Origin of the sequence: Micromonospora sp. L5 (genome assembly GCF_000177655.2) — a bacterium.
Classification (GTDB): Bacteria; Actinomycetota; Actinomycetes; order Mycobacteriales; family Micromonosporaceae; genus Micromonospora; species Micromonospora aurantiaca.
Genome location: NC_014815.1, coordinates 3,977,646 through 4,003,500 on the forward strand (window position 1 = coordinate 3,977,646; position 25,855 = coordinate 4,003,500).

General features: G+C 73.3%; 24 protein-coding genes. 11 read left to right on the forward strand and 13 right to left on the reverse strand.

What is annotated here, in order from left to right; translation table 11 throughout:
• The first annotated feature begins 3 nt into the window (after positions 1–3).
• A complete protein-coding gene (locus ML5_RS18840; protein ID WP_013475753.1) occupies positions 4–1,644 on the forward strand; it encodes an ammonium transporter in 1,641 nt (546 codons plus the stop codon).
• Positions 1,645–1,889: 245 nt separating this feature from the next.
• On the forward strand, positions 1,890–2,510 hold the full coding sequence (locus ML5_RS18845) for an SLATT domain-containing protein (protein WP_013475754.1): 621 nt from the start codon (positions 1,890–1,892) through the stop codon (positions 2,508–2,510).
• Here the strand turns inward: ML5_RS18845 and ML5_RS18850 are convergent.
• A complete protein-coding gene (locus ML5_RS18850) occupies positions 2,468–3,394 on the reverse strand; it encodes an HAD family hydrolase (RefSeq protein ID WP_013475755.1) in 927 nt (308 codons plus the stop codon). The two genes, ML5_RS18845 and ML5_RS18850, sit on opposite strands and share 43 nt — an antisense overlap.
• Entirely contained in the window at positions 3,391–5,079 is a 1,689-nt protein-coding gene (locus ML5_RS18855; RefSeq protein WP_013475756.1) for a metallophosphoesterase, read from the reverse strand. The genes ML5_RS18850 and ML5_RS18855 overlap by 4 nt, the downstream gene beginning before the upstream one ends.
• A gap of 215 nt (positions 5,080–5,294) precedes the next feature.
• On the opposite strand from ML5_RS18855, the gene ML5_RS18860 reads away from it, so the two are divergent.
• Positions 5,295–5,645: a DUF2203 domain-containing protein gene (locus ML5_RS18860; RefSeq protein ID WP_041784221.1), complete on the forward strand. Its 351-nt coding sequence runs from the start codon at positions 5,295–5,297 to the stop codon at positions 5,643–5,645.
• Between the two features lie 194 nt (positions 5,646–5,839).
• Positions 5,840–6,643 (forward strand): SGNH/GDSL hydrolase family protein, encoded by an 804-nt coding sequence (locus ML5_RS18865; RefSeq protein WP_013287645.1) that lies wholly within the window; start codon positions 5,840–5,842, stop codon positions 6,641–6,643.
• 73 nt (positions 6,644–6,716) lie between these two features.
• Here ML5_RS18865 and ML5_RS18870 read toward each other — a convergent pair whose 3' ends face one another.
• Complete coding sequence (locus ML5_RS18870; protein ID WP_013475757.1) at positions 6,717–7,205, reverse strand: glutathione peroxidase; 489 nt, start codon at positions 7,203–7,205, stop codon at positions 6,717–6,719.
• A gap of 143 nt (positions 7,206–7,348) precedes the next feature.
• On the opposite strand from ML5_RS18870, the gene ML5_RS18875 reads away from it, so the two are divergent.
• The 4 genes from ML5_RS18875 to ML5_RS18890 all read left to right on the forward strand — a co-directional run bounded on the left by ML5_RS18875 (position 7,349) and on the right by ML5_RS18890 (position 12,196).
• Positions 7,349–8,983 carry a glycosyl hydrolase family 18 protein gene (locus ML5_RS18875; protein WP_013475758.1) on the forward strand — a complete coding sequence of 545 codons (1,635 nt, stop codon included), beginning with the start codon at positions 7,349–7,351 and terminating at the stop codon, positions 8,981–8,983.
• A 173-nt stretch (positions 8,984–9,156) separates the two neighbouring features.
• Complete coding sequence (locus ML5_RS18880) at positions 9,157–9,684, forward strand: hypothetical protein (RefSeq protein WP_013475759.1); 528 nt, start codon at positions 9,157–9,159, stop codon at positions 9,682–9,684.
• A gap of 57 nt (positions 9,685–9,741) precedes the next feature.
• Positions 9,742–11,148 carry a class II 3-deoxy-7-phosphoheptulonate synthase gene (locus ML5_RS18885; protein WP_013475760.1) on the forward strand — a complete coding sequence of 469 codons (1,407 nt, stop codon included), beginning with the start codon at positions 9,742–9,744 and terminating at the stop codon, positions 11,146–11,148.
• Between the two features lie 28 nt (positions 11,149–11,176).
• Positions 11,177–12,196 (forward strand): low specificity L-threonine aldolase, encoded by a 1,020-nt coding sequence (locus ML5_RS18890; RefSeq protein WP_041784577.1) that lies wholly within the window; start codon positions 11,177–11,179, stop codon positions 12,194–12,196.
• Between the two features lie 59 nt (positions 12,197–12,255).
• Here the strand turns inward: ML5_RS18890 and ML5_RS18895 are convergent, their stop codons facing one another.
• Together ML5_RS18895 and pknB are read right to left on the reverse strand one after the other, a co-directional pair.
• Positions 12,256–13,098: a deoxyribonuclease IV gene (locus ML5_RS18895; protein WP_013475762.1), complete on the reverse strand. Its 843-nt coding sequence runs from the start codon at positions 13,096–13,098 to the stop codon at positions 12,256–12,258.
• Between the two features lie 23 nt (positions 13,099–13,121).
• Positions 13,122–15,107, reverse strand: coding sequence for a Stk1 family PASTA domain-containing Ser/Thr kinase (gene pknB, locus ML5_RS18900; protein WP_013287638.1), 1,986 nt, complete (start codon positions 15,105–15,107; stop codon positions 13,122–13,124).
• A gap of 142 nt (positions 15,108–15,249) precedes the next feature.
• On the opposite strand from pknB, the gene ML5_RS18905 reads away from it, so the two are divergent.
• The gene (locus ML5_RS18905) at positions 15,250–15,630 is read left to right on the forward strand and encodes an Rv2175c family DNA-binding protein (protein WP_013287637.1); all 381 of its coding nucleotides are present in this window, start codon (positions 15,250–15,252) and stop codon (positions 15,628–15,630) included.
• Positions 15,631–15,791: 161 nt separating this feature from the next.
• On the opposite strand, the gene ML5_RS18910 is transcribed toward ML5_RS18905, so the two are convergent.
• Together ML5_RS18910 and ML5_RS18915 are read right to left on the reverse strand one after the other, a co-directional pair.
• A complete protein-coding gene (locus tag ML5_RS18910; RefSeq protein WP_013475763.1) occupies positions 15,792–16,874 on the reverse strand; it encodes a polyprenyl synthetase family protein in 1,083 nt (360 codons plus the stop codon).
• 62 nt (positions 16,875–16,936) lie between these two features.
• The gene (locus ML5_RS18915) at positions 16,937–18,385 is read right to left on the reverse strand and encodes a helix-turn-helix transcriptional regulator (protein ID WP_013475764.1); all 1,449 of its coding nucleotides are present in this window, start codon (positions 18,383–18,385) and stop codon (positions 16,937–16,939) included.
• Positions 18,386–18,611: 226 nt separating this feature from the next.
• On the opposite strand from ML5_RS18915, the gene metF reads away from it, so the two are divergent.
• Positions 18,612–19,529, forward strand: coding sequence for a methylenetetrahydrofolate reductase [NAD(P)H] (gene metF / locus ML5_RS18920; protein ID WP_013287634.1), 918 nt, complete (start codon positions 18,612–18,614; stop codon positions 19,527–19,529).
• A gap of 44 nt (positions 19,530–19,573) precedes the next feature.
• Positions 19,574–20,263, forward strand: coding sequence for a CDP-alcohol phosphatidyltransferase family protein (locus tag ML5_RS18925; RefSeq protein ID WP_013287633.1), 690 nt, complete (start codon positions 19,574–19,576; stop codon positions 20,261–20,263).
• A 110-nt stretch (positions 20,264–20,373) separates the two neighbouring features.
• On the opposite strand, the gene ML5_RS18930 is transcribed toward ML5_RS18925, so the two are convergent.
• The 6 genes from ML5_RS18930 to ML5_RS18955 are packed head-to-tail and all read right to left on the reverse strand — an operon-like array spanning position 20,374 to position 25,625.
• A complete protein-coding gene (locus ML5_RS18930) occupies positions 20,374–21,861 on the reverse strand; it encodes an NAD(P)/FAD-dependent oxidoreductase (RefSeq protein ID WP_013475765.1) in 1,488 nt (495 codons plus the stop codon).
• A 12-nt stretch (positions 21,862–21,873) separates the two neighbouring features.
• Entirely contained in the window at positions 21,874–23,001 is a 1,128-nt protein-coding gene (locus ML5_RS18935; protein WP_013475766.1) for a glycosyltransferase family 2 protein, read from the reverse strand.
• Positions 22,998–23,804, reverse strand: a complete 807-nt coding sequence (locus tag ML5_RS18940; RefSeq protein WP_013287630.1) for a carotenoid biosynthesis protein — start codon at positions 23,802–23,804, stop codon at positions 22,998–23,000. Before ML5_RS18940 ends, ML5_RS18935 begins: the two co-directional genes overlap by 4 nt.
• Positions 23,805–23,860: 56 nt before the next feature.
• Positions 23,861–24,415: a GNAT family N-acetyltransferase gene (locus ML5_RS18945; RefSeq protein ID WP_013475767.1), complete on the reverse strand. Its 555-nt coding sequence runs from the start codon at positions 24,413–24,415 to the stop codon at positions 23,861–23,863.
• Positions 24,412–25,140: a monooxygenase gene (locus ML5_RS18950; RefSeq protein ID WP_013287628.1), complete on the reverse strand. Its 729-nt coding sequence runs from the start codon at positions 25,138–25,140 to the stop codon at positions 24,412–24,414. Before ML5_RS18950 ends, ML5_RS18945 begins: the two co-directional genes overlap by 4 nt.
• Positions 25,137–25,625, reverse strand: coding sequence for a YbaK/EbsC family protein (locus ML5_RS18955; protein ID WP_013287627.1), 489 nt, complete (start codon positions 25,623–25,625; stop codon positions 25,137–25,139). Before ML5_RS18955 ends, ML5_RS18950 begins: the two co-directional genes overlap by 4 nt.
• Between the last annotated feature and the right edge of the window lie 230 nt (positions 25,626–25,855).

The following is a 25,855-nucleotide window of genomic DNA, read 5'->3' on the forward strand; positions in this document are numbered from 1 at the left end:
ACCGTGTCCGCTCCGAACGCGGGTGACACCGCCTGGGTGCTCGTCTGCGCCGGCCTCGTCCTGTTCATGACGCCGGGGCTCGCCGCGTTCTACGGCGGCATGGTCCGCACCCGCAACGTGCTGGCGATGCTGCAGCAGAACATGATCGCGCTCGGCGTGGTCAGCCTGACCTGGGTGCTCGTCGGCTACACGATCGCCTTCGGCGACGACGCCGGCAGCGGGCTGTTCGGCAACCTGGAACTGTTCGGGCTCACCGACCTGAAGGTGCCGCCCGCACCCAACCTGCACGTGGTCGACGGCCGGATCACCATCCCGACGCTGGCGTTCGTGCTGTTCCAGATGATGTTCGCGGTGATCACACCCGCGCTCGTCACCGGCGCCACCGCGGGCCGGTTGAAGTTCGGCGGCTGGGTGCTGTTCCTCGCGGTCTGGTCGATAGTGGTCTACGCGCCGATCGCGCACTGGCTCTGGTACCCCGGCGGGTGGCTGGCGAAGTTCGGCACCCAGGACTGGGCCGGCGGGCTGGTCGTGCACGCCAGCGCCGGCGCCGCCGTCCTCGCCGTCCTGCTCGTCGTCGGCCGACGCCGGGACTGGCCGCACACCGCCGCGCCACCGAACTCGATCCCGCTGACCATCGTCGGCGCCGGCATCCTCTGGTTCGGCTGGTTCGGCTTCAACGGCGGCGACGGCCTCCAGGCCAACGGTCTCGCCGCCCAGGCCGTCCTCAACACGCACCTCGCCGCCGCCGCGGCGATGCTCGTCTGGCTGGCGCTGGAACGCGTCACCGACGGACACAGCACAGTCGTGGGCGCGGTCTCCGGCGCGGTCGCGGGCCTCGCCACGGTCACCCCGACCGCCGGGTACGTCAACGCGGCATCGGCCGTCGCGATCGGCGCGCTGGCCGGCCTGGTCTGCCACTTCGCGCTGAAGCTGAAGTACCTGCTGCGCCTCGACGACGCGCTCGACGTGCTCGCCGTGCACTTCGTCGGCGGCATGCTCGGCACGCTCCTGCTCGGCCTGTTCGGCAACCGCGGGGTCAACCCGCTCGGCGCCGACGGGCTGTTCCTCGGCGGCGGAGGCGGCCTGCTGTGGCGCCAGCTCGTCGGCGTGGTGAGCGTGGTCGCGTTCTCCTTCGTCCTGACCTGGCTGATCGCCGCCGGGGTGCAGGCGCTCATCGGCCTGCGTGTGCCGCCGGCCGATCAGGAACGCCTGGACCAGGCGCAGCAGGGCGCCGACGCGTACCACCTTGGTGGCGTGACCAGCCTGACCGCGCCGGGCGCGCCCCGGCGTCGTACCGCCGCGGCGCCGGCCGGCGAACCGTCCGTGCCACCCGGACAGCGGGTACGGGTGGTCACCGCGCTGCTGGAACCGGACCCGGCCGCGAACAGCGCCGACCTGCGCGACGCGCTGCTGCGCGCGGGCGCGATCTCGGTCATCGTCAGCGACGCCGCCGTGGCGACCACGACGCCGCAGGCGAGCCTGCTGCCGCGTGGCTACTGGCAGGACCAGCCGTTGTCGGCCCGGCTGCGCGTCACAGTGCTGGTGGGCGCGGACGGGGTGGGGGCGGTGCTGGATGAGCTGGACCGGATGGGGGCGCGCCGGAGCGACACGTTCGTGCAGGAGGCGGAACGCGTCCAACCCTGACAGGCGGGTGCCTGCCATCGATTCGAGTCTGGTAACCCGTCCCCTCACTCGGCAAGCACATCGAGACGTCTGATCCTTGAGTGTTGGGACGGGATGACGCAGGCTGTGCGTATGGGGCGACAGCATCTGCCGAACCTCGACCCGCCACCCGGATACGGCCCTCGCCGTGCGCTGGGATCGGACGGCTCGTGGTAACGAGCAATGGCCACGTCGACAGGTCAAGCCGTCGAGTCCCGCGGCGGGACATGATCATCCGCCCATTCCCCGTCTTGGCGGCGGACCAACAGCCTGAGGCCGTCCTGGATCGCTTGCGTGGGTGGGCGGAGGGGCAGGCCGAGGACGCGGTTGCCTGGTACCTGCGCGACAAGGCGGTGCGCCGCAGGATTTCTCGCCTGCTGCGCGGCTGCGCCATCCTGCTGGGGATCGCCGGCGGAGTCGTACCCCTGGTTAGCGCGGCGAGCGCTGGGAGCGGCGCCAGCTGGGGATATGTCCTGCTCGCCATGGCCGGTGGCTGTCTGGCCTTCGATCACTTCTTCGGCCTGTCCTCGGCCTGGATGCGCGACATCGCTACCGCGCAGGCGCTTCAGCGGGCGCTCACCGAGTTCCGGCTGGACTGGGCGACCACGGAACTGCGCACCTCAGCCACTGAGGAAGCGGTGCTACGGCGGCGCGAGGAACTGATCCGCGTGCTCGTGCTGCGGACGGCCGAGTTGGTCGAGGCGGAGACCGGGGAGTGGCTGAGTGAGTTCCGGAGCAACATCGGCGACCTGAACCGGCGGAACGGATGGTCGCCCGCAACGGGTCACCCCTCTGTCGGAGCGGGTCAATCGGCCGGCCCTGACGGCAAGCAGGCCGATATCACTTGAGGCCGCCTCGGTTGCGATGCTGCACGGAAGGTGTAGTGCTCGCGTAACTCGTGAAATGCGTCAAGCGTTACGTCCGGCTCGTATTGCGGCGGATCATCGCTCTTGGCTTCTGCTGCGGTGACGGCCGCGGGGTCCCAATGGGACAGCGCGACCAAGCCGCGCCAGAGGTCGGAATCGTGGTGGGTGCCGTAGCGGGCCCAGGCGGCGAGCATCCCCGCTCGCTTGGCCATTGCCACGTCCTTGCTCAAGCTGTCGCCCACGTACAGACAGCGGGCGGCTGGAACGCCTAGCTGCTCGGCGATCTGACGGGCGATCTCCGGATTGGGCTTGCGTGCCGTCGGTGGCAGTACCCGAACCTCGATTGCGGCCGGAACAGACCGTCGATCGGCGCCCAAAGGGTGAGGCGGCCCGACGAACCGGGGCGCGTAGATCGCCTCCAACATCGCGTCCAACCCGAGCGACCTCGCTCGACTGCTGATGTTCACGTCCTTGGCCTCGGTGTGCCCCACAACGTGACAACCTGTGGCCTTGATGGTCTGGAGCGTGCTCTCCACGTCCGGGTAGAGGTGGAGGTGGCGTCGCCGGACCTCGTTGAAGGCGGCGAAGGCCGGAAGCAGGTGCTCGTGTCGTGCTCGTTGGCTCATCCCGGGCAGGCGTCGCTCGACGGCCGAGGTCTCGAGCAGCGCGAAGGGGTGCTCGGTATTGCCGTGGTTGCGGTGCACGGCCTGGAGGTCGCTCCGCAACTCGTCCTCGGACACGTCGAGGATCTCGGCGGCCACGGCCACCATCGCCCGCACTGCGGGCACAAAGTACGCCACCCAGTCGTACAGCGTGTTGTCCATGTCGAGGATGAGGGCGTGCACGACCGGGCGCCTGGTGGTCATGGGGAAACGACCTTCCAGGGAGCAATCTCGAGTCGGCCGTCTGCCCCGGTTACCAGCGGGGCCCGCCAGGTCATGAAGCGCTCGAATGAGCCCTGCTGTTGACTCCGGTACATTTCCAACTCCACGACGGGACCCGCCATCCGGATCAGGTTGAAGAAGTTACGCCGCCCGTCTGACGATCTCGAGCCGCTGCTCCCACCACCGACGATGTTGAAGCGTCCCAGGTCCCAGCGTTCGTTGCTGTATTCGGGGAGATGGTACGCCTCGGTACGCCAGACGAACGCGCGGTGTTTGTGCCCGTGCACCGCGAGGTGCACCCCGTCACGGGCGGCCAGGCGCTGGATCCTGGGTGCGTCGATGGCGATCCCGAAACCGGTCGCGTACTCGTCGGGCGATTCGAGGTCCTCGGTCAGCGCGAGATGATGATGCAGCGCGAGCACGCGCAGGGCTGATCCAGGGTTCGACCAGGCGAGCGCGCTGGTCACCTCGCGGTACGCGGACTCCTGCACCCGGCCCATGCCCGCCAGGAACGACTGCCCCTGTTCCAGTGAGCTGGAGTTGACCGCGGCGATGTCGACAAGGTTGCCGCCAGGGAAGATGAAACGGCGAGCCATCGAGAGGTGGGGCGAGGCCGGGTATCCGTAGAGCGCTCGAAAGAACTCCCGGTAGTTGGCCGTTGCCGCCGCCGGAGCCACCTCGACCGGTGCTCCATATTCGTACGAGTCACCGCGGGTCCAGGCGATGTCGTGATTGCCGGGTATGACGACGAGGTGCTCCATGCCCAGCCCGAGCAGCCCATTGGTGAGCTTGAAGAGGCCAGCCCGCGCCGCCGCGAACTCGTCGCGGTGGGCGACATAGGTGAGATCGCCTGTGACGAGGACCGCTCCGACCGGCCGCTGGTCACGAGCCAGGGCATCGGAGATCGCGTCGACCATGGTCGGGCGGGTAGCGCCGTCCTCGGTCTCCAGCCGCCACTGATGCTCCGACCGAAACCGCCCCGTCGCATAGTGCGGATCGGTGAGGTGCAGCAGCCACGGCCCCGGGCAGGCGATCGGCTCGGGAGACAGCGCGCCGTCCTGGCGTGGCGACGCGGTCAGGAACCGCTCGCTGGAGTCAGCCGGCTGGGCCGGCCGGATCTCCCAGATGGTGGTGTCCATCGCGCGCAGCTCGTCAGCGTCCAGGATCCGCTTACCCACCAGCCGCTCCAGTTGGCTCCGTGGATGATGGGGCAACGGCGGTGCGGAGGCGAAGGAGAACCTCCCGAAGAATTCCATCGGCTCCTCGGCCAGGGCCACCAGCCGTAGCCAGCCCCGGCTGTGCCGACTCGCCCGATAATAGGGTGGAACGCCGTCCCGTTCGGCGTCGGGCGGACTGAGCGAGGTGAAGGCCCCGAGTTCGTCCGGCTGCGGCAGGATCACGCGTTCGACGATGGCGGGATGAACGAGGCCCGTCCCGGAGTGGAACAGCCCGATCGGCACCCGACGTCCCTCCAGCGTCTCGCGTTCGAGCGCCTTCCACACCTCCAGCCGGCCGGGTTCGTTGGGTCGTTTCCACCAGCCCCACCAGCACCAACCACGCTCCCGCAGGACGGCGCGATGCTCGGGCAGGGTGTCGGCGACCAGGTCCCGGTACCGGAACAGGTACCGCGGGTCCGGGGTGCTGGAGCTGGGCGAACGATCGCTCATGCCAGTGAGCCTCCGACGACGGGCGAGGGGGGTCCGGGCAAGCCGATGGCCGATCCGGGAGGAACCATCTGTATACCCGAGCGCGACCATGCCCGATACCCGGCGCCGGTTTGCGGCGGTGACGCCCAGGCCCCGGCGTTTGACGACGTGCATCGAGGTGCGGCGTGTGCCGTGTGGAAGCTTCCCTCTGGACGGTCGTGCCGCATACTGGCCCGGTGTTCACTCTCGCCCAGGCGCGTCACCTGGTGGCCACGCTGCGGCCGCGCGTCGACGAGCTGATCCGGCTGCGGGCCGACCTGGCCGAGTTGCGGGTCGACCTGGCCGACCACGGCGTCAGCGCGCTCGGCGGGCTCGCCGAGGTGAAGGCGCTGGAGGCGCGGCTGCACGTGGTGGTGGACGAGTTCCACCAGCATGAGATCGCGGTCAAGGGGATCGCCCCGGTGCTGCTCGACTTCCCCGGTGAGCGCGACGGCCGGGCGGTGCTCTGGTGCTGGCTGGAGGGCGACACCGACATCCGGTGGTATCACCGGGTCGAGTGCGGTTTCGCCGGCCGCCGTCCGGTCTGAGTCGACCCGTCCGCGCCTGATCTGCGTCGATCTGCCCCCACTGGCGGAATCCTTCAGCCCGCTCCGCGAAACCGGCAACGATTTGTAGGCGTAAGTCGCTATGCGCGCCGGCCCGCAAATCGGTGATCTTCCATCCCCCGTGATCTTATTGATATCTATCTCTCACCACCACTTCACGCCTCCAGGAGTGCGACGTGCGGAGATCCCGTCTTGCCACCCTCGCCCTGACTCTGGCCGCCTCGGTCGGGGTCACTCTGTCTCTGGCCGCCCCCGCCCAGGCGGCCCCGTCCGACCGCTACGTCGCGCTCGGCGACTCGTACGCCTCCGGCGTCGGCGCCGACAGCTACACCTCCGAGAGCGGTAACTGTCTACGCAGCACGAACGCCTACCCGGCGCTCTACAACACCAACATCAAGCCCGCGTCGTACCGTTCGGTCGCCTGCTCCGGCGCCACCACGGCGGACGTCATCAACAGTCAGCTCTCCGCGCTCTCGTCGACCACCACGCTGGTCAGCGTCACTGTGGGCGGCAACGACGTCGGCTTCGCCAACATCATGAGCACCTGCGTGCTCCAGGGGGAGACCCAGTGCGTGGCGGCCGTGCAGTCCGCCATGAACGTGGCCCGTACCTCGATGCCGGGCCGGCTCGCCAACGTCTACAACGGCATCAAGAGCCGCTCGCCCTCGGCCCGCGTCGTGGTGGTTGGCTACCCGGTCTTCTACCAGCTCGGCACTCCCTGCGTCGGGCTCAGCGCGACGTCCCGGGCGAAGATCAACGAGGGCATCAACCTGCTCGACGACATCACCCGCACGGCCGCCGTCTCGGCCGGCTTCACCTTCGCCGACGTGCGCTCCATCTTCGTCGGCCACCAGCTGTGCAGCTACGGGACGAAGTGGCTGCACGCGCTCAACGTGCTGAGCCTGAGCAAGTCGTACCACCCGACGGCCGCTGGGCAGTCCGGCGGCTACTACCCGGTCTTCCGGGCCGCCGCCGGCTGACCCGATCCGCGGCAGCGGCACGCCTCCCCCCGGGGGCGTGCCGCTTCGCCGTGCCCGGCGGCGGGTGCGCCGGTCAGGCCGGCAGGGCCTTCTCGATCGCCGCGCGCAGCTCGGGATCCTCGGGTGTGACCTGCGGGCCGAACCGGGCGGCCACCGTGCCGTCCGGCGCGACGAGGAACTTCTCGAAGTTCCAGCGCACGTCGCCGGTGTGCCCCTCGGCGTCCGGCGTGGACACCAGCTCCGCGTAGAGCGGGTGCCGGTCCGGCCCGTTGACATCGACCTTTTCCGTCAGCGGGAACGTCACGCCGTAGTTGACCTGGCAGAACTCCTCGATCTCGGCGGCGCTGCCCGGCTCCTGGCCGGCGAACTGGTTGCACGGCACCCCGAGCACCGTCAGCCCGCGTCCGGCGTACGTGTCGGCGAGTTCCTGAAGGCCCGCGTACTGCGGGGTGAGGCCGCAGCGGGAGGCCACATTGACCACGAGCAGGGCGCGGCCGCGGTAGCGGCCGAGGTCAGCCGGGCCGCCGGTGAGGGCGTCGATCTGGACGTCGAAAACGGTCATGGGACGAGGCTACGACCCCTCGCGCCCACCGTCCCGCGTCACCCGTGAAATCGATGCATCTACATCTTGACGAAGTGGTGACGGCGTGAGTAGCGTCTCAGCAATCAATTTGGAAAGTTTCCTAACTATTGGAGGGACGCCGTATGAAGAGATCGCTCCGCCGGGCCCTGTGGGCCACCGGCGCCGTGGTCGCGCTCGCGGTCGCCGCGGTGCCCATGACCACCGCGTCGGCCGCCGGCAGCGTCACCGCCACGTTCGCCAAGGTGCAGGACTGGGGGACCGGCCACGAGGGGCGGGTGACAGTCACCAACGGCACCAGCTCCACCCTCAACGGCTGGCGCATCGAGTTCACGCTGCCCTCCGGCACCTCGATCAGCAGCTCCTGGGACGCCGACATCACCCGCAGCGGTGACCGCTACGTGGCGGTCAACAAGAGCTGGGCGTCGACGCTCGCCCCCGGCGCCAGCTTCAGCTGGGGCTACAACGGCACCGGCGCGTACAAGGCGCCGGTGAGCTGCACGATCAACGGCGGCTCCTGCACCGGCGGCGGCACGCCGACGACCACCGCGCCGACCACGGCGCCGCCGACCACCACGCCACCCACCACCACGCCGCCGACGACCACCCCGCCGACCACGCAGCCGCCGACCACGCCGCCGCCCGGCGGCAAGAAGATCGTCGGCTACTTCGCCGAGTGGGGCGTCTACGCCCGCAACTACCACGTCAAGAACATCCACACGAGCGGCTCGGCGGCGAAGCTGACCCACATCCTGTACGCCTTCGGCAACACCACCGGCGGCCGGTGCAGCATCGGGGACAGCTACGCCGACTACGAGAAGGCGTACACCGCGGCGGACAGCGTCGACGGCGTCGCCGACACCTGGGACCAGCCGCTGCGCGGCAGCTTCAACCAGCTGCGCAAGCTGAAGAAGATGTACCCGAACCTGAAGGTGCTCTGGTCCTTCGGCGGCTGGACCTGGTCCGGCGGCTTCACCCAGGCCGCGCAGAACCCGGCCGCGTTCGCCGACTCCTGCTACTCCCTGGTCAAGGACCCGCGCTGGGCGGACGTCTTCGACGGCATCGACATCGACTGGGAGTACCCGAACGCCTGCGGCCTCCAGTGCGACAGCAGCGGCCCGAACGCGTTCAAGAACGTGATCTCGGCGCTGCGGGGCAAGTTCGGCTCCAGCTTCCTGGTCACCGCGGCGATCACCGCCGACGGCAGCAACGGCGGCAAGATCGACGCCACCGACTACGCCGGCGCCGCGAACAACCTCAACTGGCTGATGCCGATGACGTACGACTACTTCGGCGCCTTCAGCGCCCAGGGGCCGACCGCGCCGCACTCGCCGCTCTACTCCTACGCGGGCATCCCGCAGCAGGGCTTCTGGTCGGACGCGGCGATCCAGAAGCTCAAGTCCAAGGGCGTACCGTCCAGCAAGCTGCTGCTCGGCGTCGGGTTCTACGGACGCGGCTGGACCGGTGTGACCCAGGCCGCACCCGGCGGCAGCGCCACCGGCGCGGCCCCGGGCACCTACGAGGCCGGCATCGAGGACTACAAGGTGCTCAAGAACAGCTGCCCGGCCACCGGCACCGTCGGCGGCACGGCGTACGCCAAGTGCGGCAGCAACTGGTGGAGCTACGACACCCCGTCGACCATCGGCGGGAAGATGAGCTACGCCAACAGCCAGGGCCTCGGTGGCGCGTTCTTCTGGGAGCTCTCCGGTGACACCAGCAACGGTGAGCTGATCGGCGCCATCAAGGGCGGTCTCGGCTGAGCCGAGGGCCGACGCACCACCCACCCGGCGGGGAGGGGCCGCACCGGCCCCTCCCCGCCCGCGTGCCGTCCTGGCCGAGCGCGCCGATCCGGGTCAGGATGGGGAGTCATCCGACCGATCTGGCCGGATGTGGCACACTCGCCGCTCGACGAGTCCACGCGACGGGAGGACAGATGGGTCGCAGCAACCGGGGCCAGTTCACCGGGCTCGCCCTCCTCGCGCTCCTGCCGGCCGCCCTGACCGCCTGCGGATCCGGGAGCCAGAGCGGCGACACCCCGCCCACCGGGAAGGCTCCGGCCGAGGAGGCGGCGGTCAAGAGCCGGGAACGGGTGCAGGCGTACCTGGACGCGCTCACCGCCCGCGACGCCGCCGCCGGCCGCAGCCAGCTCTGTGCGCCCATGCACGCCGCCTTCGACTCCGCCGCCACCGGCCCGAACGGCGACTTCGCCGACCACTTCACGGTGCCCGAGGCGACGATCACCGAGGTCCGCTCCGGCCCGAACGGTCAGGAGGTCAGCGCCTCGATCACTGTTGCCGCCGGCTCGCGCAAGGCCGCCCGGTCGCTGCTGTTCACCGTCACCCGTAACGGGGCGGACTGGTGCATCTCCGGTGAGGCGCCCGGCGAGCGCGCGGTCGAGCCGACCGCCGATCCGGCGGGGCCGCCGCCGGCGATGGCGCCCTCACCGGTGTCCTCCCAGTGACCGGAACCATCCCCCTCGGCGGTGAGTGATCGCGACGGTCGCCGTACGCTTTCCTTCATGCGCCATGAGTGGCATCAGCTGAGTCACCCCGCCGTGGGCAGCCCTGGTCTGCAGACCAGCCGCCCGACCGCCGACTCCGCCGAGGACGCGGCCCTCGGCCTCGACCGATGGCGGGAGCTGCCGCGCGCGCAGACCCCGCCCTGGGACGACCCGGCCCAGGTCGCCGAGGTCTGCCGGGTGCTGGACACGGTGCCCTCGGTGGTCGCGCCCTACGAGGTCGACCAGTTGCGGCAGCGGCTCGCGCTGGTCTGCGAGGGCAAGGCGTTCCTGCTCCAGGGCGGTGACTGCGCGGAGACCTTCGCCGACAACACCGAGAGTCACCTGCTCGCCAACGCCCGCACGCTGCTCCAGATGGCCATCGTGCTCACCTACGGCGCGTCGCTGCCGGTGGTCAAGGTCGCCCGGGTCGCCGGCCAGTACACCAAGCCCCGGTCGCTGCCGACCGACGCCCGGGGCCTGCCGGCCTACCGCGGCGACATGATCAATTCCCTGGAGGCCACGCCGGAGGCGCGGGTCGCCGACCCGCAGCGCATGATCCGGGCGTACGCGAACTCGGCCGCCGCGATGAACATGCTCCGGGCGTACCTGGCCGGTGGGCTGGCCGACCTGCACGCCGTGCACGACTGGAACAAGGACTTCGTCCGGCGGTCCCCGGCCGGCGAGCGCTACGACGCGATCGCCCGCGAGATCGACAGGGCGCTGGCCTTCATCCGCGCCTGCGGCATGACCGACGACGAGGCGCTGCGCACCGTCACGCTGCACTGCTCGCACGAGGCGCTGGCGCTGGAGTACGACAGGGCGCTGACCCGGATCTCCAACGGCAAGGCGTACGGGCTGTCCGGGCACTTCCTCTGGATCGGTGAGCGGACCCGGCAGATCGACGGGGCGCACATCGACTTCATCTCCCGCATCGCCAACCCGATCGGCGTCAAGCTCGGCCCGACGACCACCCCGGACGAGGCGATCGAGCTCTGCGAGAAGCTCAACCCGGACAACATCCCCGGCCGGCTCACGCTGATCAGCCGGATGGGCAACCACCGGGTCCGCGACGCGCTGCCGCCGATCGTCGCCAAGGTCACCGCCGCCGGGGCGAAGGTCGTCTGGCAGTGCGACCCGATGCACGGCAACACGCACGAGTCCTCGAACGGCTACAAGACCCGGCACTTCGACCGGATCGTCGACGAGGTGCTCGGCTACTTCGAGGTGCACCGGGGCCTGGACACCCACCCGGGCGGCCTGCACGTCGAGCTGACCGGCGAGGACGTCACCGAGTGCCTCGGCGGTGCCCAGGGCATCGAGGATCTCGACCTGCCCGACCGGTACGAGACCGCCTGCGACCCCCGGCTGAACACCCAGCAGTCGCTGGAGTTGGCGTTCCTGGTGGCGGAGATGCTCCGTGGCTGACGCGAGGAGTGAGCTTGCGAGCCCCGAACTGATCGATCTGCGGACGGACACCGTGACCCGGCCGACGCCGGGGATGCGGGAGGCGATGGCCGCCGCCGAGGTGGGCGACGACGTCTACGGCGAGGACCCGACGGTCACCGCGCTGGAGGCCGAGGTGGCCGCGCTGTTCGGCCACGAGGCGGCGCTGTTCGCCCCGAGCGGCTCGATGGCCAACCAGATCGCGCTCCAGCTGCACGTACCACCCGGCGACGAGCTGCTCTGCGACGCCGACGCGCACGTCGTCACGTACGAGGTCGGCGCCGCCGCCGCGTACGGCGGGATCTCCTCGCGGACCTGGCCCGCGGTGGGCGCGGAGCTGGACCCCGACGTGGTCGCCGGGATGATCCGGCCGGACGGCTACTTCGCGGTGCCCACGCGCGCGATCGCCGTGGAGCAGACCCACAACCGGGGCGGCGGTGGGGTGATCCCGCTGCCGACGCTGCGCCGGATGCGTGAGGTCGCCGACGAGCACGGGGTGGCCCTGCACTGCGACGGCGCGCGGATCTGGCACGCGCACATCGCCGACGGGGTGCCGCTGGCCGAGTACGGCGTGCTGTTCGACACGCTCTCGGTGTGCCTCTCCAAGGGCCTCGGCGCGCCGGTCGGCTCGCTCGTGGTGGGCAGTGCCGAGAAGATCGCCCGGGCGCGGTTCCTGCGCAAGCGGATGGGCGGAGGCATGCGGCAGGTCGGCATCCTCGCCGCCGCCGGCCGGTACGCGCTGGCGCACCACGTCGAGCGGCTCGCCGACGACCACGTGAAGGCGGCCCGGCTGGCCGAGGCGGTCGCCCCGCACGGCGTGCTCGCGTCGGTGGTGCGGACCAACATCGTGCCGCTGGACCTGACCAAGCACCCGTTGGACGCGCACGCGCTGGCGGCTGCCGCGCGGGCGGAGGGGTTGCTGATCTCGGTGCTCGGCCCGCGTACCGCCCGGCTGGTCACTCACCTGGACGTCACCGACGCGCAGATCGACCGCGCCGCCACCATCCTGAACACCGCCCTGCGCGCCTGACCCGCGGGCCCCACTGCGCCCCGCGCTCCCCGCGAGGGGGGAGAGAGCGGGCGGACCCGTCAGGGGTGGAGGCGCTTGAGGGCGGCTATGTCGGCGGCGTGGCCGATGTGCTTCTCCGTGGGGGTCTCCACCAGCACGGGCACCCCGGCGGTCGCCGGGTGGTGCATCAGCTCGGCGAACGCCGGCTCGCCGATGGTGCCCTTGCCGATGTTCTCGTGCCGGTCCCGGGTGGAGCCGCACAGGTCCTTCGAGTCGTTCGCGTGCACCAGCCGCAGCCGGTCCGCGCCCACCGTGGCGACCAGCGTGTCGAGCGTGGCGGTCATGCCGCCCTCGGCGGCCAGGTCGTGACCGGCCGCCCAGGCGTGACAGGTGTCGAAGCAGACCCCGAGCATCGGGTGCCGGTCGACCGCGTCCAGGTAGGGGCCGAGGTGCTCGACCCGGGACGCCAGTGACCGGCCGCCCCCGGCGCTCGGCTCGACCAGCAGCATCGGCCCGCCGGTGGCGGCGATCTCGTCGAGCAGCGGGAGCAGCGCCGCGCGGACCTGCCGCAGGGCCGCCTCGGCGTGACCGGCGTCGACAGCGCTGCCGGCGTGGAACACCACGCCCTCGGCACCGATCGCCCGGCCCCGCCGCAGCGCGTGCGCCAGCGTCTCCGCCGACCGGGTCACGGTCGCCGGGGTGGGGGAGCCGAGGTTGACCAGCAGCGAGGCGTGGATGAACACGGGCAGCCCGCGCTCGCGGCACCCGTCGCGGAACAACGCGTCCTGCGCCGGGTCGCCGGCCGGCAGCGCCCAGCCGCGCGAGTTCGAGACGTAGACCTGCACCACCTCGGACTCGGCCGCGTCTGCGTACGGCAGGGCCGCCCGGGCCAGACCGCCGGAGGTGGGGGTGTGCGACCCCACCCGCCGGCGTCCGTCACATCCGCTCACAGGCACGTCACAGTGATCGTCGTACCCGGCGGCACCGGCGTGTTCTCGACCGGGTTCTGGATCCGGACGATGCCGTTCGGGTTGAGCTGGACGTTGACCGGGAAGCCCTGGCTCTCCAGCGTCTGCTTGGCCTGCTGGCAGGGCATGTCGACCACCCGGGGGACGGCCACCTGCGGCGGGCCCTTGCTGATCTCCAGCTTGACCTGGGCGCCCTTCTCCACGCCGGTGCCGTCGGCCGGGCTCTGGCCGAGGATCTCGTCCTTCGGCTTGTCGGAGTCCTTGACGTTCTCCACCGGCTTCAGCCCGAGCTGCGCGAGGATGGTGCGCGCCTCGGTGAGGCTCTTGCCGACCAGGTTGGGCACCGTCACCGGGGCGCGGCCCTTGCTGAGGATCACCGTCACCTTCGCCCCGGGCTTGACCACTGTGCCCACCTTCGGGTCGGTGGCCAGCACCACACCCGCGGGCAGCGTGTCGTCGTACCGGGAGGAGCCCTTGGCCACAACCAGGTTGGCGCCCTCCAGCTCGGCCTGGGCCAGCGCGTAGTCCTTGCCCACCACGTCCGGCACCGGCAGCCGCTCCGGACCGAGCGACAGGGTCAGCGTGATCGTGCCGCCCTTGACGATCCGCGCGGCCGAGCCCGGGGACTGCCCGAGCACCGTGTCCTTGGGGACGTTCTCGTCGTGGCGCGGAGTGGCGTACTTCAGCGTGAAGCCGCCGCGCTGGGCCTGCGCCTCCGCGTCGGCCTTGGTCAAGCTGACCATCTGCGGCGCCACCGTGTAGCGGCCCACGCCGAACCACCAGCCACCCACCGCGGCGACCAGGCCGAGCACCACGACCGCCGCGGCGACGGCCAGCCGTCCGCGCGGCGAGCCCATGATCCGGGTACGCAGGGCGGCGAACCCGGTCCCCGGGCCGTCCTCCTCGACGGCGCGGCGCCGGTGCGGGCGCTGCGCGGCGCCGCTCTCGGGCAGCCGTGCCCACGCCGGGCGCTCGACCGGCTGGAGCGCGGCCACCACCTGGGTCGGCTGGCTCAGGACCGCCGTGTCGTCGCTGAGCTGCCGCAGCACAGTGGTGTGCGCGTGCGGGTTGCCCAACTCCTCGCGGGCCGCCTGCACCTCGCTCAGCAGCGCCGCGGCGTCGGCCGGCCGGCCGGCCGGATCGCGCCGGGTGGCCCGGGCGACGAGCGCGTCGAGAGCCGGCGGCAGCGTCGGCACCAGCGTCGACGGCGCCGGTACGTCCCGGTCGACGTGCTGCCACGCGACCTCCACCGGACGGTCGCCGTCGTAGGGCACCCGGCCGGTGAGCATCTCGAACAGCACGATGCCGGCCGAGTAGACGTCGGTGCGAGGGTCCGCGTGGCCCTGGGTGACCAGTTCCGGCGCCACATACGCCACCGTCGCCATGAGCTGGTTGCCGTTCTCGTCCTCGGCGCTGGCCTCGACGGCCCGGGCCAGCCCGAAGTCGGCCACCTTGACCACGCTGTCGACGAGGTTGCGGCTCCCGCCGGTGGGCACCTCGGCGACGAGCACGTTCTCCGGCTTGACGTCGCGGTGCACCAGGCCGGCCCGGTGCGCGGCGGCGAGCGCGGCGAGCATCTGCTCGGTGATCGCGAGCGCCTCGTCCGGGTTCAGCCGGCGGCGCTCGGCGAGCACGTCGCGCAGCGTGCGGCCGCGGACGTACTCCATCACCAGGTACGGCAGGCCGGCGTGGATGCCCTGGTCGTAGACCGCCACCACGTTCGGGTGGGTGAGCCGGGCGATCGTCTTCGCCTCGTCGGTGAAGCGTTCGACGAAGCCGGCCATCCGGGCCTTGGCCTGCGGCGCCTGGGTCGGGTGAATGATCTTGACCGCCACGGTGCGCTCCAGGCGCTCGTCGGTGGCGGTGTACACGGTCGCCATGCCGCCACGGGCGACGCGCCCGCGAATGCGGTAGCGCCCCTCGATCAGCGAGCCCAGCAACGTGTCGGCGACCTGTGTGTCCATCGGCAGGCAGTCTATGTGTCGGAGGGATGAAGGTAGAACAGGATGCTACCGCCGGGTTGCGACAAGGGGGGACCGCCGCGCTCCCGGCGGCGGTGCGGGGTGCCGTGCACCGGGTCCGGCGGGCACGTGGCAGGGTGGTCGGGTGACCGATTCCGTACCCGCCGAGACCGGCCCCGAGCTGGCCGGACCGGCCGACCCGGCCGGATGGCTGACGCTGCCCGACGTGGCCGAGCGCCTGGACCTGTCGATCAGCAAGGTGCACCAGATGATCCGCGACCGTGAGCTGATCGCGGTGCGCCGCGACGGCGTCCGCCGGATCCCGGCCGACCTGGTGGCCAACCGCACCGTGCTCAAGCACCTGCCCGGAGTGCTCAACCTGCTCGCCGACGCCGGTTACGACGACGAGGAGGCGCTGCGCTGGCTCTACCGGGAGGACCCTACTCTTCCCGGCACCCCCGCCGTAGCCCTCGGCGGCGACCTGGCCCGAGAGGTGAAACGCCGAGCCCAGGCAGTCGCCTTCTAACCCCGAGGACCGCCCCACCCGTTCTCGTTGATCATGAAGTTGGCGGCGGAGTCGATCTCCGAAAATGCCGCCAACTTCATGATCGACCGCTTCGGGGGCGGGGGCGGGGCGGGTGGGGCAGGTGGGCGAGGGGGCGAGGGGGCGAGGGGGCGAGGGGGCGGTCAGGCGGGGCGGCGGGTGGCGGCGATGGCCAGGTCGACCAGGGCCTGGCGGGCCTCGGTGTCCAGGTCGACAGCGGTGAGCGCGGCCAGGGCGCTCTTGGTGAGCGCGGTGATGTGCCGCTCGGCCCGATCCAGCGCGCCGCTCGTCGTGATCAGCTCACGCAGCCGGTCCACCCCGGCCGCGTCCAGGTCCGGTACGCCGAGACCGGCCAGCAGTGCCTCCCGGCCGGCCGGGTCGAGCGCCTCCAGTGCGGCCGCCACCAGGTACGTCCGCTTGCCCTCGCGCAGGTCGTCGCCGGCCGGCTTGCCGGTGCGCTCCGGGTCGCCGAACACCCCCAGCACGTCGTCGCGGAGCTGGAACGCCTCACCCAGCGGCAGCCCGTACGCCGAGTACGCGGCGTGCACCTCGGGCGGCGCGCCGGCCAGCGCGGCACCGAGCAGCAGCGGACGCTCGACCGTGTACTTCGCCGACTTGTACCGGGCCACCTTGGCGGCCCGGTCCAGCGAGGTGTCCCCGGTGGCCTGGGTCAGCACGTCCAGGTACTGCCCGACGGTCACCTCGGTACGCATCTCGTCGAAGACCGGCCGGGCCCGGGCCACGGTGGCCGGCGGCAGGCCGGAGGAGTGCAGCAGCTCGTCGGACCAGACCAGGCACAGGTCGCCCAGCAGGATCGCCGCGGCGTCGCCGAAGGAGTCCGCGTCGCCGCCCCAGCCGGCCGTGCGGTGCCGGGCGGCGAACCGCCTGTGCATCGCCGGCTCGCCGCGCCGGGTGTCCGACCGGTCCATCAGGTCGTCGTGGATCAGCGCGCTGGCCTGCACGAACTCCAGTGCGGCAAGGGTGGCGACGACCTGGTCGGAGTCGACCCCGCCGGCGCCCCGGTAACCCCAGTAGCCGAACGCCGGACGCAGCCGCTTGCCGCCGCCCAGCACGAACGCCTCGATCGCCTCGGCGACGGGCAGCAGGCCGTCGTCGACGGCGGTCAGCCAGCCGCGCTGGCCGGCGAGGAACTCGGTGAGCGCCTTGTCGATCCGCTGGCGCAGGCCGGCACGGTCGACGGGGGATACGGGAGCAGCGTGGGTCACGCCACGACGCTAGCGGTTCGCACCCGTTCCCGCCGCGCCCCCGCCCCGGCGTGCCTCGTGGCTCACCGGCGCGGACTGTCGCGCAGGTGGCGCGGCACGCCGGACGGCAGGTAGGGGCGGGCCGCGGTGACCAGTCGCGCGTACCCCCGGGTCGCAGGACCGGGCGGCGCGTGCGCCAGGCCGCGACGGAACGCGGTGAGCTGGCCGACGGCCCGCGGGGATCCGGACCGGACCGCGTCGAGCAGCGCCTCGCCGGCCACCGCGCACGCCTCGGGCACCGCGCCCAGGCCCAGGTGCCCGCGGGCCAGCCAGCCGCCGTACACGGCCGACCGGCGCGGGCGGCCCCGCGCGCCCACCGCCGGCGTCAGCAGCGGCACTGCGGCGGCGTGACGGCCCAGCGCGACGAGCGTGCGCCCGGTCATCGCCGCCAGTTCGGCCGCGTCGAGCCAGTAGAGCCAGGGCGGCTCCCGGCCGGGCTCCGGCGTGCCGGCCCGATCGGCACCGGCCAGCGCCTGCCCGGCCGCGCGGGGACGCCCGGCGAGCGCGGCGGCGAGCGCCACCCGGTGCAGCAGCAGCGCCCGCAGGCCGGGCGAGGCGGTGGCACGGCCGGCGGCGTACCCGATCCGGGCCAGGACCAGCGCGCCGGCCGGGTCGCCGGCGTCGGCCAGCAGGTGACTGGCCGACGCGAGCACGTGCCCGGCCAGCGGCGCCTGCCCGGCGGCCACCGCCGCCCGCAGCGCCAGCCGGTACGCGACCAGGCCCCCGCCGAGGTCGCCCGCGTCGGCGGCCAGCCACCCGGCGAACTGCGCCGACTCGGCGAGCGCGGGCAGCATCGCGCGACGGCCGGCGGGCCCGGCGCGCCGGTAGCCGCGGACCGCCTGCCGCAGCCGGCGGGCGCCGTGCCCGGCGAGGTCGCCGCCGCCGAGCAGGTCGTCCCAGCGCCGCAGCGTGGCGAGCGTCACCCCGTCCGCCGGGTGACCACGACCGGAACCGGTGGGCTCGTCGTCCGGCCCGCGCAGGACGTGGACGCCGAGCGGCCCGGACTCGTCCGCGACGGACATGCGCGGGGCGGGACGGCCGGTCCGGTGCTCGTCGTCCCGTCCGGGACGGCCGGGCAGCGGCGTTGGCGCGGCGGCGAACGGGCCGGCCGGCGTGCGGCCGCCCGGGTCGGCCGCCCAGCGGTACGCGAGCGTGAGCAGGGCCAGCCGGGCCCTGGACCCGGCCGGGTCGACCACCGCAGGCGCCACGCCCAGCCGGCGGCTGCGCGCGGCGGCCCCGGCCAGCACCTCGCCCGGCACCCCCAGGACCGTCGCCAGCCAGGCGGACCAGAAGTCGCCGGGAAGCCGCAGCTGGCGCTCCCAGCGGGACACCTCGTTGCGGGTCAGCGTGGGCACGCCGGAGGCGGCGCACAGCTCGGCGGCCAGCCGCTGCTGGCTCCAGCCACGGGCGGCCCGCAACTCGGCCAGCAGCGGCCCGAGCAGGCGCGGGCCCGGCGGCGGGGACGGGATCATCGGAACCTCCGGGGCGACGGCGCGGATGGCGACGCGGACGCCCGGCCAGTGGTGGCGCCGGCGCGTCGCCGTCGTGGCGACCCCCGCGCGGGCCCCCGGAACGGCCGTCGGCCGCCCCACCGCGCTGCCGCATTTCTACCCCCGGGGTACGACGTCGCGCCGGGACAGGTGTTCGCGGGCTGGGAAGATTCCCGATGCGGCGTGCCGTCCCGGTTACAGTCGGTCTGTGGCGCTCGGTCTTCCCTCGGTCCTTCCCAATCCCCAGCCGGCCATCGGGGAGCTGATCCGTGACGGCCGCCCCACGTTCTCCTTCGAGTTCTTCCCGCCGAAGACCCCGGCCGGGGAGAAACTGCTCTGGCAGGCCATCCGCGAGCTGGAGTCGCTGCGGCCCTCGTTCGTGTCGATCACCTACGGCGCGGGCGGCTCGACCCGCGACACCACTGTCGCGGTGACCGAGCGGATCGCCACCGAGACGACGCTGCTGCCGATGGCGCACCTGACCGCGGTGAACCACTCGGTGGCCGAGCTGCGGCACGTGATCGGCCGGCTGGCCTCGGTCGGGGTGCGCAACGTGCTGGCCGTGCGGGGTGACCCGCCGGGCGACCCGGGCGGCGAGTGGATCGCCCACCCCGAGGGCGTCCGGTACGCCGAGGGCCTGGTCCGGCTGGTCCGCGACAGCGGCGACTTCAGCGTCGGCGTGGCCGCGTTCCCGTACAAGCACCCGCGCTCGCCGGACGTGGACAGCGACACCGCGCACTTCGTCCGCAAGTGCCGGGCCGGCGCGGAGTTCGCGATCACCCAGATGTTCTTCGACGCCGACGACTACCTGCGTCTGCGCGACCGTGTCGCAGCCGCCGGCTGCGACACGCCGATCCTGGCCGGGGTGATGCCGGTGACCCAGATCGGCACCATCGAACGCTCGGTGCAGCTGTCCGGCGCGCCGTTCCCGCCGGCGCTGGCCGAGCGGTTCGAGCAGGTGGCCGACGACCCGGAGGCGGTCCGCCGCCTCGGCGTCGAGCAGGCGAGCGAGATGTGCGAGAAGCTGCTCGACGAGGGCGTGCCGGGGATCCACTTCATCACGCTCAACCGGTCCACTGCGACCCGGGAGGTGTGGCAGCGGCTGCGCGCCGCCGCACGGGTGTGACCACCCGCCACACGACACCCGCGCCGTGCTTCTACGGTTGATCCGTGGTGGGCACACAGCTGAACTGGGACCAGTACGCGACCGCGTGGGCGCGGCTGCACGGCGGCTTCGATCCGCGTACCGCCGCGCCGGTGGTACGCGCCTGGCTGCGCTTCGCCTACCACGTGGGCTACGTGCTGGGCCGGCTGCGCGTCGGCCCGACCCCGGTGACCGTGTTCGGGGTGCTGCTCTGCTTCTGCGTACCCCTGTTCGTGGAGCGGCCCGGCAACGGGCCGTTCCTGGGCGCGTTGTTCGTGCTGCTGGCGGCCGTGGCCGACAGCGTCGACGGCGCGGTGGCGGTGGCGACCGGCCGCACCACCCGGCTGGGCTACGTGTACGACTCGGTCGCCGACCGGCTCGGCGAGGTGGCCTGGCTGGTCGCGTTCTGGCTGCTCGGCGCGCCGGGCGCGCTGGTCGCGGCGGCCGGTGGGCTGTCCTGGCTGCACGAGTACGTGCGGGCGCGCGCGGTCTCGGCCGGGATGCGGGAGATCGGCGCGGTGACTGTGGGGGAGCGGCCGACCCGGGTCTGCGTCGCGCTGGTCGGGCTGCTGGTCGCCGGGCTCACCGGGCTGATCGACGCCGACCTGACCGCCGGCACCATCACCATGGCCACCACGGTCTGGGTGCTGCTCGCCGGGTTCGGCCTGGGGCAGTTGCTCTCCGCCGTCCGCCGCGCCCTGGTCGACGCCGGCTGACCGCCACGCCCGCGCCCGCGTAGCCGGGGAGCGGGCGCGGCGGTCAGCCCGTGTTAAGAAGGGGCCCTTCCTCTACCGGAGGCGTTAAGAAGGGCCCCCTCCTTACACCCTCACCAGGCCGGGCCGACCGCCTCGGCGACGATCTCCGCGGACAACGTGACCATGGGCAGCCCGCCGCCCGGGTGGCTGGAGCCGCCGACCAGCCAGAGCCCGGCCGCCGGACCCCGGTTGGCCGGGCGCAGCAGCCCGCCCGCGGTGCCGTAGATCGCCCCGCCCGGCGCGCCGGTGGCCGCGTCCAGGTCGGCCGGGGTGCGGATCTCTCGGAACACCAGCCGGTCCCGCACGTCGGCACCGCGTTCGGCCAGCACGTCGAGGATCCGGTCCGCGTACGCCTCGGCCAGGCCGGGCCGCCGCCAGTTCACGGCGCTCGCGGCGGTGCCGTGCCGGGGCGCGTTGACCAGCACGAACCACGCCTCGTGGCCGTCCGGGCGGACCGCCGGGTCGTCGGCGGCGGTGACGAACACGGTCGGGTCGGGCGCCGGGCGGGCCCGCACCCCGCGACCCGGGTCACCGAACACGGCGTCGAACTCGGCGTCGTAGTCGCGGGGGAAGAAGACGGTGTGGTGGGCCAGCCCGGAGTCGCCGCGTACGCCCAGCAGCAGCACGAACCCGGCCAGGCTGCGGTCGGTGAGCGCGGCCAGGCGACGCGGGTCGGGCAGCAGGTCCCGGTAGACGGTGAGCGCGTCCACGTTTGCCACCACCACGTCGGCCGGGATCGGTGCGGCCGCCCCGGCCACGCGTACCCCGTGCACCCGCCCGCCCGCGGCGTCGATCCGGGTGACGGTGGCGTCGGTGCGCACCACCACGCCCAGGTCCAGGCAGCGCGACAGCAGCGCGTCGGCGAGCGTGCCCAGCCCGCCGCGCAGGTACCAGCCGCCGTACGCCAGCTCGGCGTAGGGGACGGCGACGAGCGCGGCCGGGGCGCGGCGCGGGTCGGCGCCGGTGTACGTGGCGTACCGGTCCAGCAGCATCCGCATCCGCGGGTCGGACAGGTGCCGGCGGCCCAGCCCGCGCAGGCTGCGGCCGGGGCCGATGGCGGCCAGGTCGCCCAGCCGCCAGGCCAGCGCCGCCAGGTCGCGGGGCGAGTCGACGGTACGGCGCAGGATGTCCCGGTGCGAGGCCGCCCACACCCGGTCGGCGCGCCGCCACAGCCCGCGCCAGTCGGCGGCGGACCGGTCCCCGAACGCGGCGCCGATCCGGGCGGCGAACTCGTCCGGGTCGGCGCAGGAGTCGAGCGCCTGCCCGCCGCCGGGGAAGACGTGCCGCACGATCGGGTCCAGCGGGACCAGGTCGAGGTATTCGTCGAGCTTCGCCCCGGTCGCCTCGAACAGGTCGTGGAAGACCTGCGGCAGGGTGAACAGGCTCGGCCCGGTGTCGAAGTGCCACACCCCCTCCGGGGTGTGGTGGGCGTACCGGCCGAGCTTGCCCCCGACCGTGCCGGCCCGTTCGAGGACGGTGACCTCGTGCCCGGTGACCGCGAGCCGGGCGGCGGTGGCGAGCCCGCCCACCCCGGCGCCGATGACCACGATGCGCGCCATGGCGTGCCCCTCCTAGGTGACCGGGCGACCCCGCCAGGTGAGCCGGCGTCGCTTCCGCAGATGGTACGACCGGACGGTCAGCCAACCGAGGACCACGACCGACACGGGGTGGCCCAGCGCGTCGGGCCACGCCCGCCCGCCGGTGGCGCGGGCGCTGACCACCCGCCCGGCGACGCCGGCCAGGTAGGCCAGGAACGCCACGGCGGCCACCGCCGGCGTGCCGGCGAGCAGCGCCCCGGCGGCCAGCAGCGGCGGCGCGACGTAGAGCGCGACCAGCAGCGCCAGCACGGCCGCCGCCGCCGTGGGGTGCCCGAACGTCGCCCACAGCGACTTGGTGTAGCCGTCGCGCAGCTGCGGCCAGGTGTCGTACATCCGGCAGGACGCCAGCCGGGATCCGTCAGCCAGCGCGATCCGCCCGCCGGCCCGCTTCACCGCCCGGGCCAGCTCGATGTCCTCCAGCACCTTGTCGGTCACCGCCGCGTGCCCGCCGGCCCGCAGGTAGCCGGCCCGGTCCACGACCAGGAACTGCCCGCCCGCCGCCGCGAGGGAGGGCCGCCGCGAGCGCTCCATCGCGCGCAGCGGCAGGAACGTGAGCCACAACCACTGCAACAGCGGCTGCACCAGCCGGTCGCCCACCGTCCGCACCACGATCCGGGGGTACGGCGACAGCAGCGCCGCGTCAGCCGCGCGCAACTCGGTCACGGCCGCCGCCACCGCGTACGGGGTGAGCACCACGTCGGCGTCGACGAAGGCCAGCACTGCCGGTTCCGGGCCGGTACGGGTGGCGAGCTGCCAGCAGGCGTGCGGCTTGCCCAGCCAGCCCGGCGGCGGGGCGACGCCGGTGAGCAGCGTGACCCGGGGATCGTCACCGGCCACCGCGCGGACCACGTCGGCGGTGCCGTCGGTCGATCCGTCGTCGAGCACCACGATCCGCAGGTCCGGTACGCCGCGCTGGGCCAGCAGCGCGCGCAGGCACGGGGTGACCCGTTCGGCCTCGTCGCGCAGCGGCAGCAGCACCGCCACCGGCTCGTCCACCTCGGCCGGGCCGGTGGCCGGGCGGCGCAGCCAGGCGAGCGCGTTGACGAGCGTGTGCCCGGTGAGCGCGGCGACCGCCACGGCCAGCGCGAGGGCGGCGATCATGCCGGGGCGTCGACGCGCGGCGCCGGCTCCGGCGTGCCGGTCCGGTCCTGACGGGCCCGCCACAGCGTCACCGCCAGCGGCACCGCCGCCACCGCCATCCCGGCCGCGCCCCACAGGGCCGACGCGGGCAGCCGCAGGAACACCGCGTGCGCCAGCACGCTGGAGGCGTACGTCCAGAGGTAGAGCGCGAACATCGGGGCGTCCCGGCCGTCGACCCGGTCCGCCGACGGCCCGGCGAGCGGGCGCAGCGCGACTGCGAGCAGCACCGCGAAGCCCAGCCAGCCGAGGTAGTTGCTGACCGGGATGCCGGGTAGCCCGGGCAGCGCCGGGGTGGCGTCGAGCCAGGTCCAGTAGCCCTCGGCCACCATCTGCGGGTCGAGGAACAGGTCCCAGGCGGCCAGTCCGACCGCCGAGAGCGCGATCCGCGCGATGCGGGAACGGACCAGCCGGACCGCGGTGAGCCAGGCCGGCCAGGCCATCCAGGTCCAGGCGAGCGGGATGATCAGCGGCACCCCGGCCAGCTTCGGGCCCAGCTCCCCGGAGTAGTCGTAGCTGCCGAACGGGAACCCGGTGGCCACGCCGATCGCCTCGACCGCGAACCCGCCGCCGGTGACGACCGCGACCAGCGCGACGGCGGTACGGACGCCGCGGGTGAGCAGCGCGTGGCCGACCGAGAGCAGCCAGCCGAGCACCACGGTGGCCACCGTGAGCCCGGCCCGGGTCGCGCCGCCGGTGAGCGGGTAGCAGATCTGGGCGAGCACCAGCACGGCCAGCAGCGCCCAGGGCAGCCGGGCGGCTTTCACTGTGCCGCCTTTCGTTCGCGACTGCGGGGCTCGCAAACCCGGCTCACTCCTCGCGCTCACGGGGCGCCCGGCGGGGGCAGCGGCAGGTCCCGGCCGAGCACGCCGAACGGCCGCTCGTCGCCGGGGAAGTGGAAGTGGCGCAGGACGTCGACGAAGCCGAACCGGCGGTACAGCCGCCAGGCCCGGGACTTCTCCTCGTCGGCCTCCGGCGTGGACAGCAGCGTGGTGTCGCCCTCGGCCACGGCGAGCAGCGCGCGCAACTGGCGGGCGCCCAGGCCGTGCCCCTGCGCGGGCGGGCGGACGTGCAGCTCCACCACCTCGAACGGGTGGGCCAGCCAGCGCTGCCGGGCCTGCGCGTTCAGCGCCCGGTGCACCTGGTCGTGCCACCACTGCCCGGTGGCGCCCCGGTAGCCGTACCCGAAACCGGCCAGGTGTCCCTCGTTGGTCAGGCTGGCGACGGCGCGGAAGCCGGGCCGGCGGACGTGGGTGGCGATGTAGCCGCGGCGGGCCTCCAGCAGGTCGGGCCGGTAGCCCATCGCCTCGCCGTAGACGGCCACCACGTCGTCCAGCCGCCGGACCAGGTCGTCCGGTGTCCACCGCACCAGCCTCATGCGTGCCCTCTCGCCGTCTCCGGGGCGCCCTCGGCGGCCCAGCCCAGCACCGTACGGTCGCCGACCACGTCGCCCACCGCGAACCGCGCGAACAGTTCCTCCGCGTACCAGCCCTCGGTGGGGGTACGGGTGATCGCGGCGCGGTGCTCCGGGGAACGGTACGCGAACGCGACCAGGTCCGCCGGGTCGCGCCACACGCTCACAGTGCCCTGCCAGCCCAGCGGTGCCTCGCCGACGCCGAACCGGGCGAGCAGGCCGGGCGCGGCGTGCAGGGCGCCGGCGACCGGCGGGATCGCCCGCCAGAACGTGGCCGCGCGGCGGGCCCGCAGCCGGGCCCGGGTCAGCGCCAGCACCGGCCCGGTGACCCGTCCGCCGGACGGCGTGCCGAACGGCTCGCGGCCGGACCACCGGCCGCGGCTGGTCAGCGGGCGCAGGTCCACCCGTACCGCGGCGCGGGCGATCCGGGCCCAGGAGCGGGCGACCGGGGAGGCGTCGAAGCCGGCCGCGTCGGCGGGGGAGTCCCAGACCACGAGTGCGGCCCACCGGGTCAGGTCGGCGTCGCCGGGGCCGAAGCCGGTGCCGGTCCCGGTGCCGAGCAGTTTGGCGAAGCGGACGCCCGGCAGCCGGCGCAGCCGTGCCGGGTGGGTGGCCATCCGGCCCAGCACACCGGGTACGGCCCGGCGGGGCACACGCCACACGTGCAGCGTGACGAGTCCGGGGTTCACGCCACCTCGGCCGGGGTGCCGGCGGTGATCCGCAGCAGTTCCGCGTACGTGGTGGGGAACACCGCCCGGGGTACGCCGCCTGCGGCCCACACCTCGTCGTACCCGGCCAGTGCGGTGTCCACGACGGTGCGCAGCGGAGCGGGGTGGCCGACCGGTGCGACGCCGCCGATCACCTGCCCGGTGTGCTGCTTGACGAACTCCGGGGTGGCCCGGCGCAGGTGGGTCACGCCCAGCGTGGCGGCCAGCCCGGCGGTGTCCACCCGGTGCGCGCCGGAGGTGAGCACCAGCAGCGGCGCGTCGTCCGCGTCGAAGATCAGCGAGTTGGCGATGGCACCGACGGCGACACCGAGCGCCTCGGCCGCCGCGGCGGCGGTGTGCACCGCGTCGGGCAGCAGTCGGACGAGGCTGGCCTCGCCCGATCCGTTCCGCGCGCCCGCGTCGTCGAGCGCGCGCTGCACCGCCTGCACGTTCGGGTGTGGCTGCATGTACCCATTCTTCCCCCACCCCGGGACGGCCCCGCCGGGGGCCGTCGCCCTCCCGTGCGTCCCCGGCGCGTCACACGTTGCGTTTTCGTCGGTGGGGAGGTGTACTGTCAGGGTAGTTAGAACGAGTGTTCGATTCCGGCTCGAAGTCAGGTTCGGCTCGAAGTCAGGTTCGGCTCGACGTTCGGTTCGACCCGAACGGCAAGCGGCTCAGCTCCCCGGCTGGCCCGGCC

Excerpts from the sequence above, each read along its gene's own strand:
- ML5_RS18930 (WP_013475765.1), bottom strand. The coding sequence starts at position 21,861 with ATGGCGCGCATCGTGGTCATCGGCGCCGGGGTGGGCGGGCTCGCCACC.
- ML5_RS18915 (WP_013475764.1), bottom strand. The coding sequence starts at position 18,385 with ATGATCCCGTCCCCGCCGCCGGGCCCGCGCCTGCTCGGGCCGCTGCTG.
- ML5_RS18880 (WP_013475759.1), top strand. The coding sequence starts at position 9,157 with ATGGGTCGCAGCAACCGGGGCCAGTTCACCGGGCTCGCCCTCCTCGCG.
- ML5_RS18935 (WP_013475766.1), bottom strand. The coding sequence starts at position 23,001 with ATGATCGCCGCCCTCGCGCTGGCCGTGGCGGTCGCCGCGCTCACCGGG.
- ML5_RS18845 (WP_013475754.1), top strand. The coding sequence starts at position 1,890 with ATGATCATCCGCCCATTCCCCGTCTTGGCGGCGGACCAACAGCCTGAG.
- ML5_RS18945 (WP_013475767.1), bottom strand. The coding sequence starts at position 24,415 with ATGAGGCTGGTGCGGTGGACACCGGACGACCTGGTCCGGCGGCTGGAC.
- ML5_RS18875 (WP_013475758.1), top strand. The coding sequence starts at position 7,349 with ATGAAGAGATCGCTCCGCCGGGCCCTGTGGGCCACCGGCGCCGTGGTC.
- ML5_RS18850 (WP_013475755.1), bottom strand. The coding sequence starts at position 3,394 with ATGACCACCAGGCGCCCGGTCGTGCACGCCCTCATCCTCGACATGGAC.
- pknB (WP_013287638.1), bottom strand. The coding sequence starts at position 15,107 with ATGGACACACAGGTCGCCGACACGTTGCTGGGCTCGCTGATCGAGGGG.
- ML5_RS18885 (WP_013475760.1), top strand. The coding sequence starts at position 9,742 with ATGCGCCATGAGTGGCATCAGCTGAGTCACCCCGCCGTGGGCAGCCCT.
- ML5_RS18870 (WP_013475757.1), bottom strand. The coding sequence starts at position 7,205 with ATGACCGTTTTCGACGTCCAGATCGACGCCCTCACCGGCGGCCCGGCT.
- ML5_RS18855 (WP_013475756.1), bottom strand. The coding sequence starts at position 5,079 with ATGAGCGATCGTTCGCCCAGCTCCAGCACCCCGGACCCGCGGTACCTG.
- ML5_RS18955 (WP_013287627.1), bottom strand. The coding sequence starts at position 25,625 with ATGCAGCCACACCCGAACGTGCAGGCGGTGCAGCGCGCGCTCGACGAC.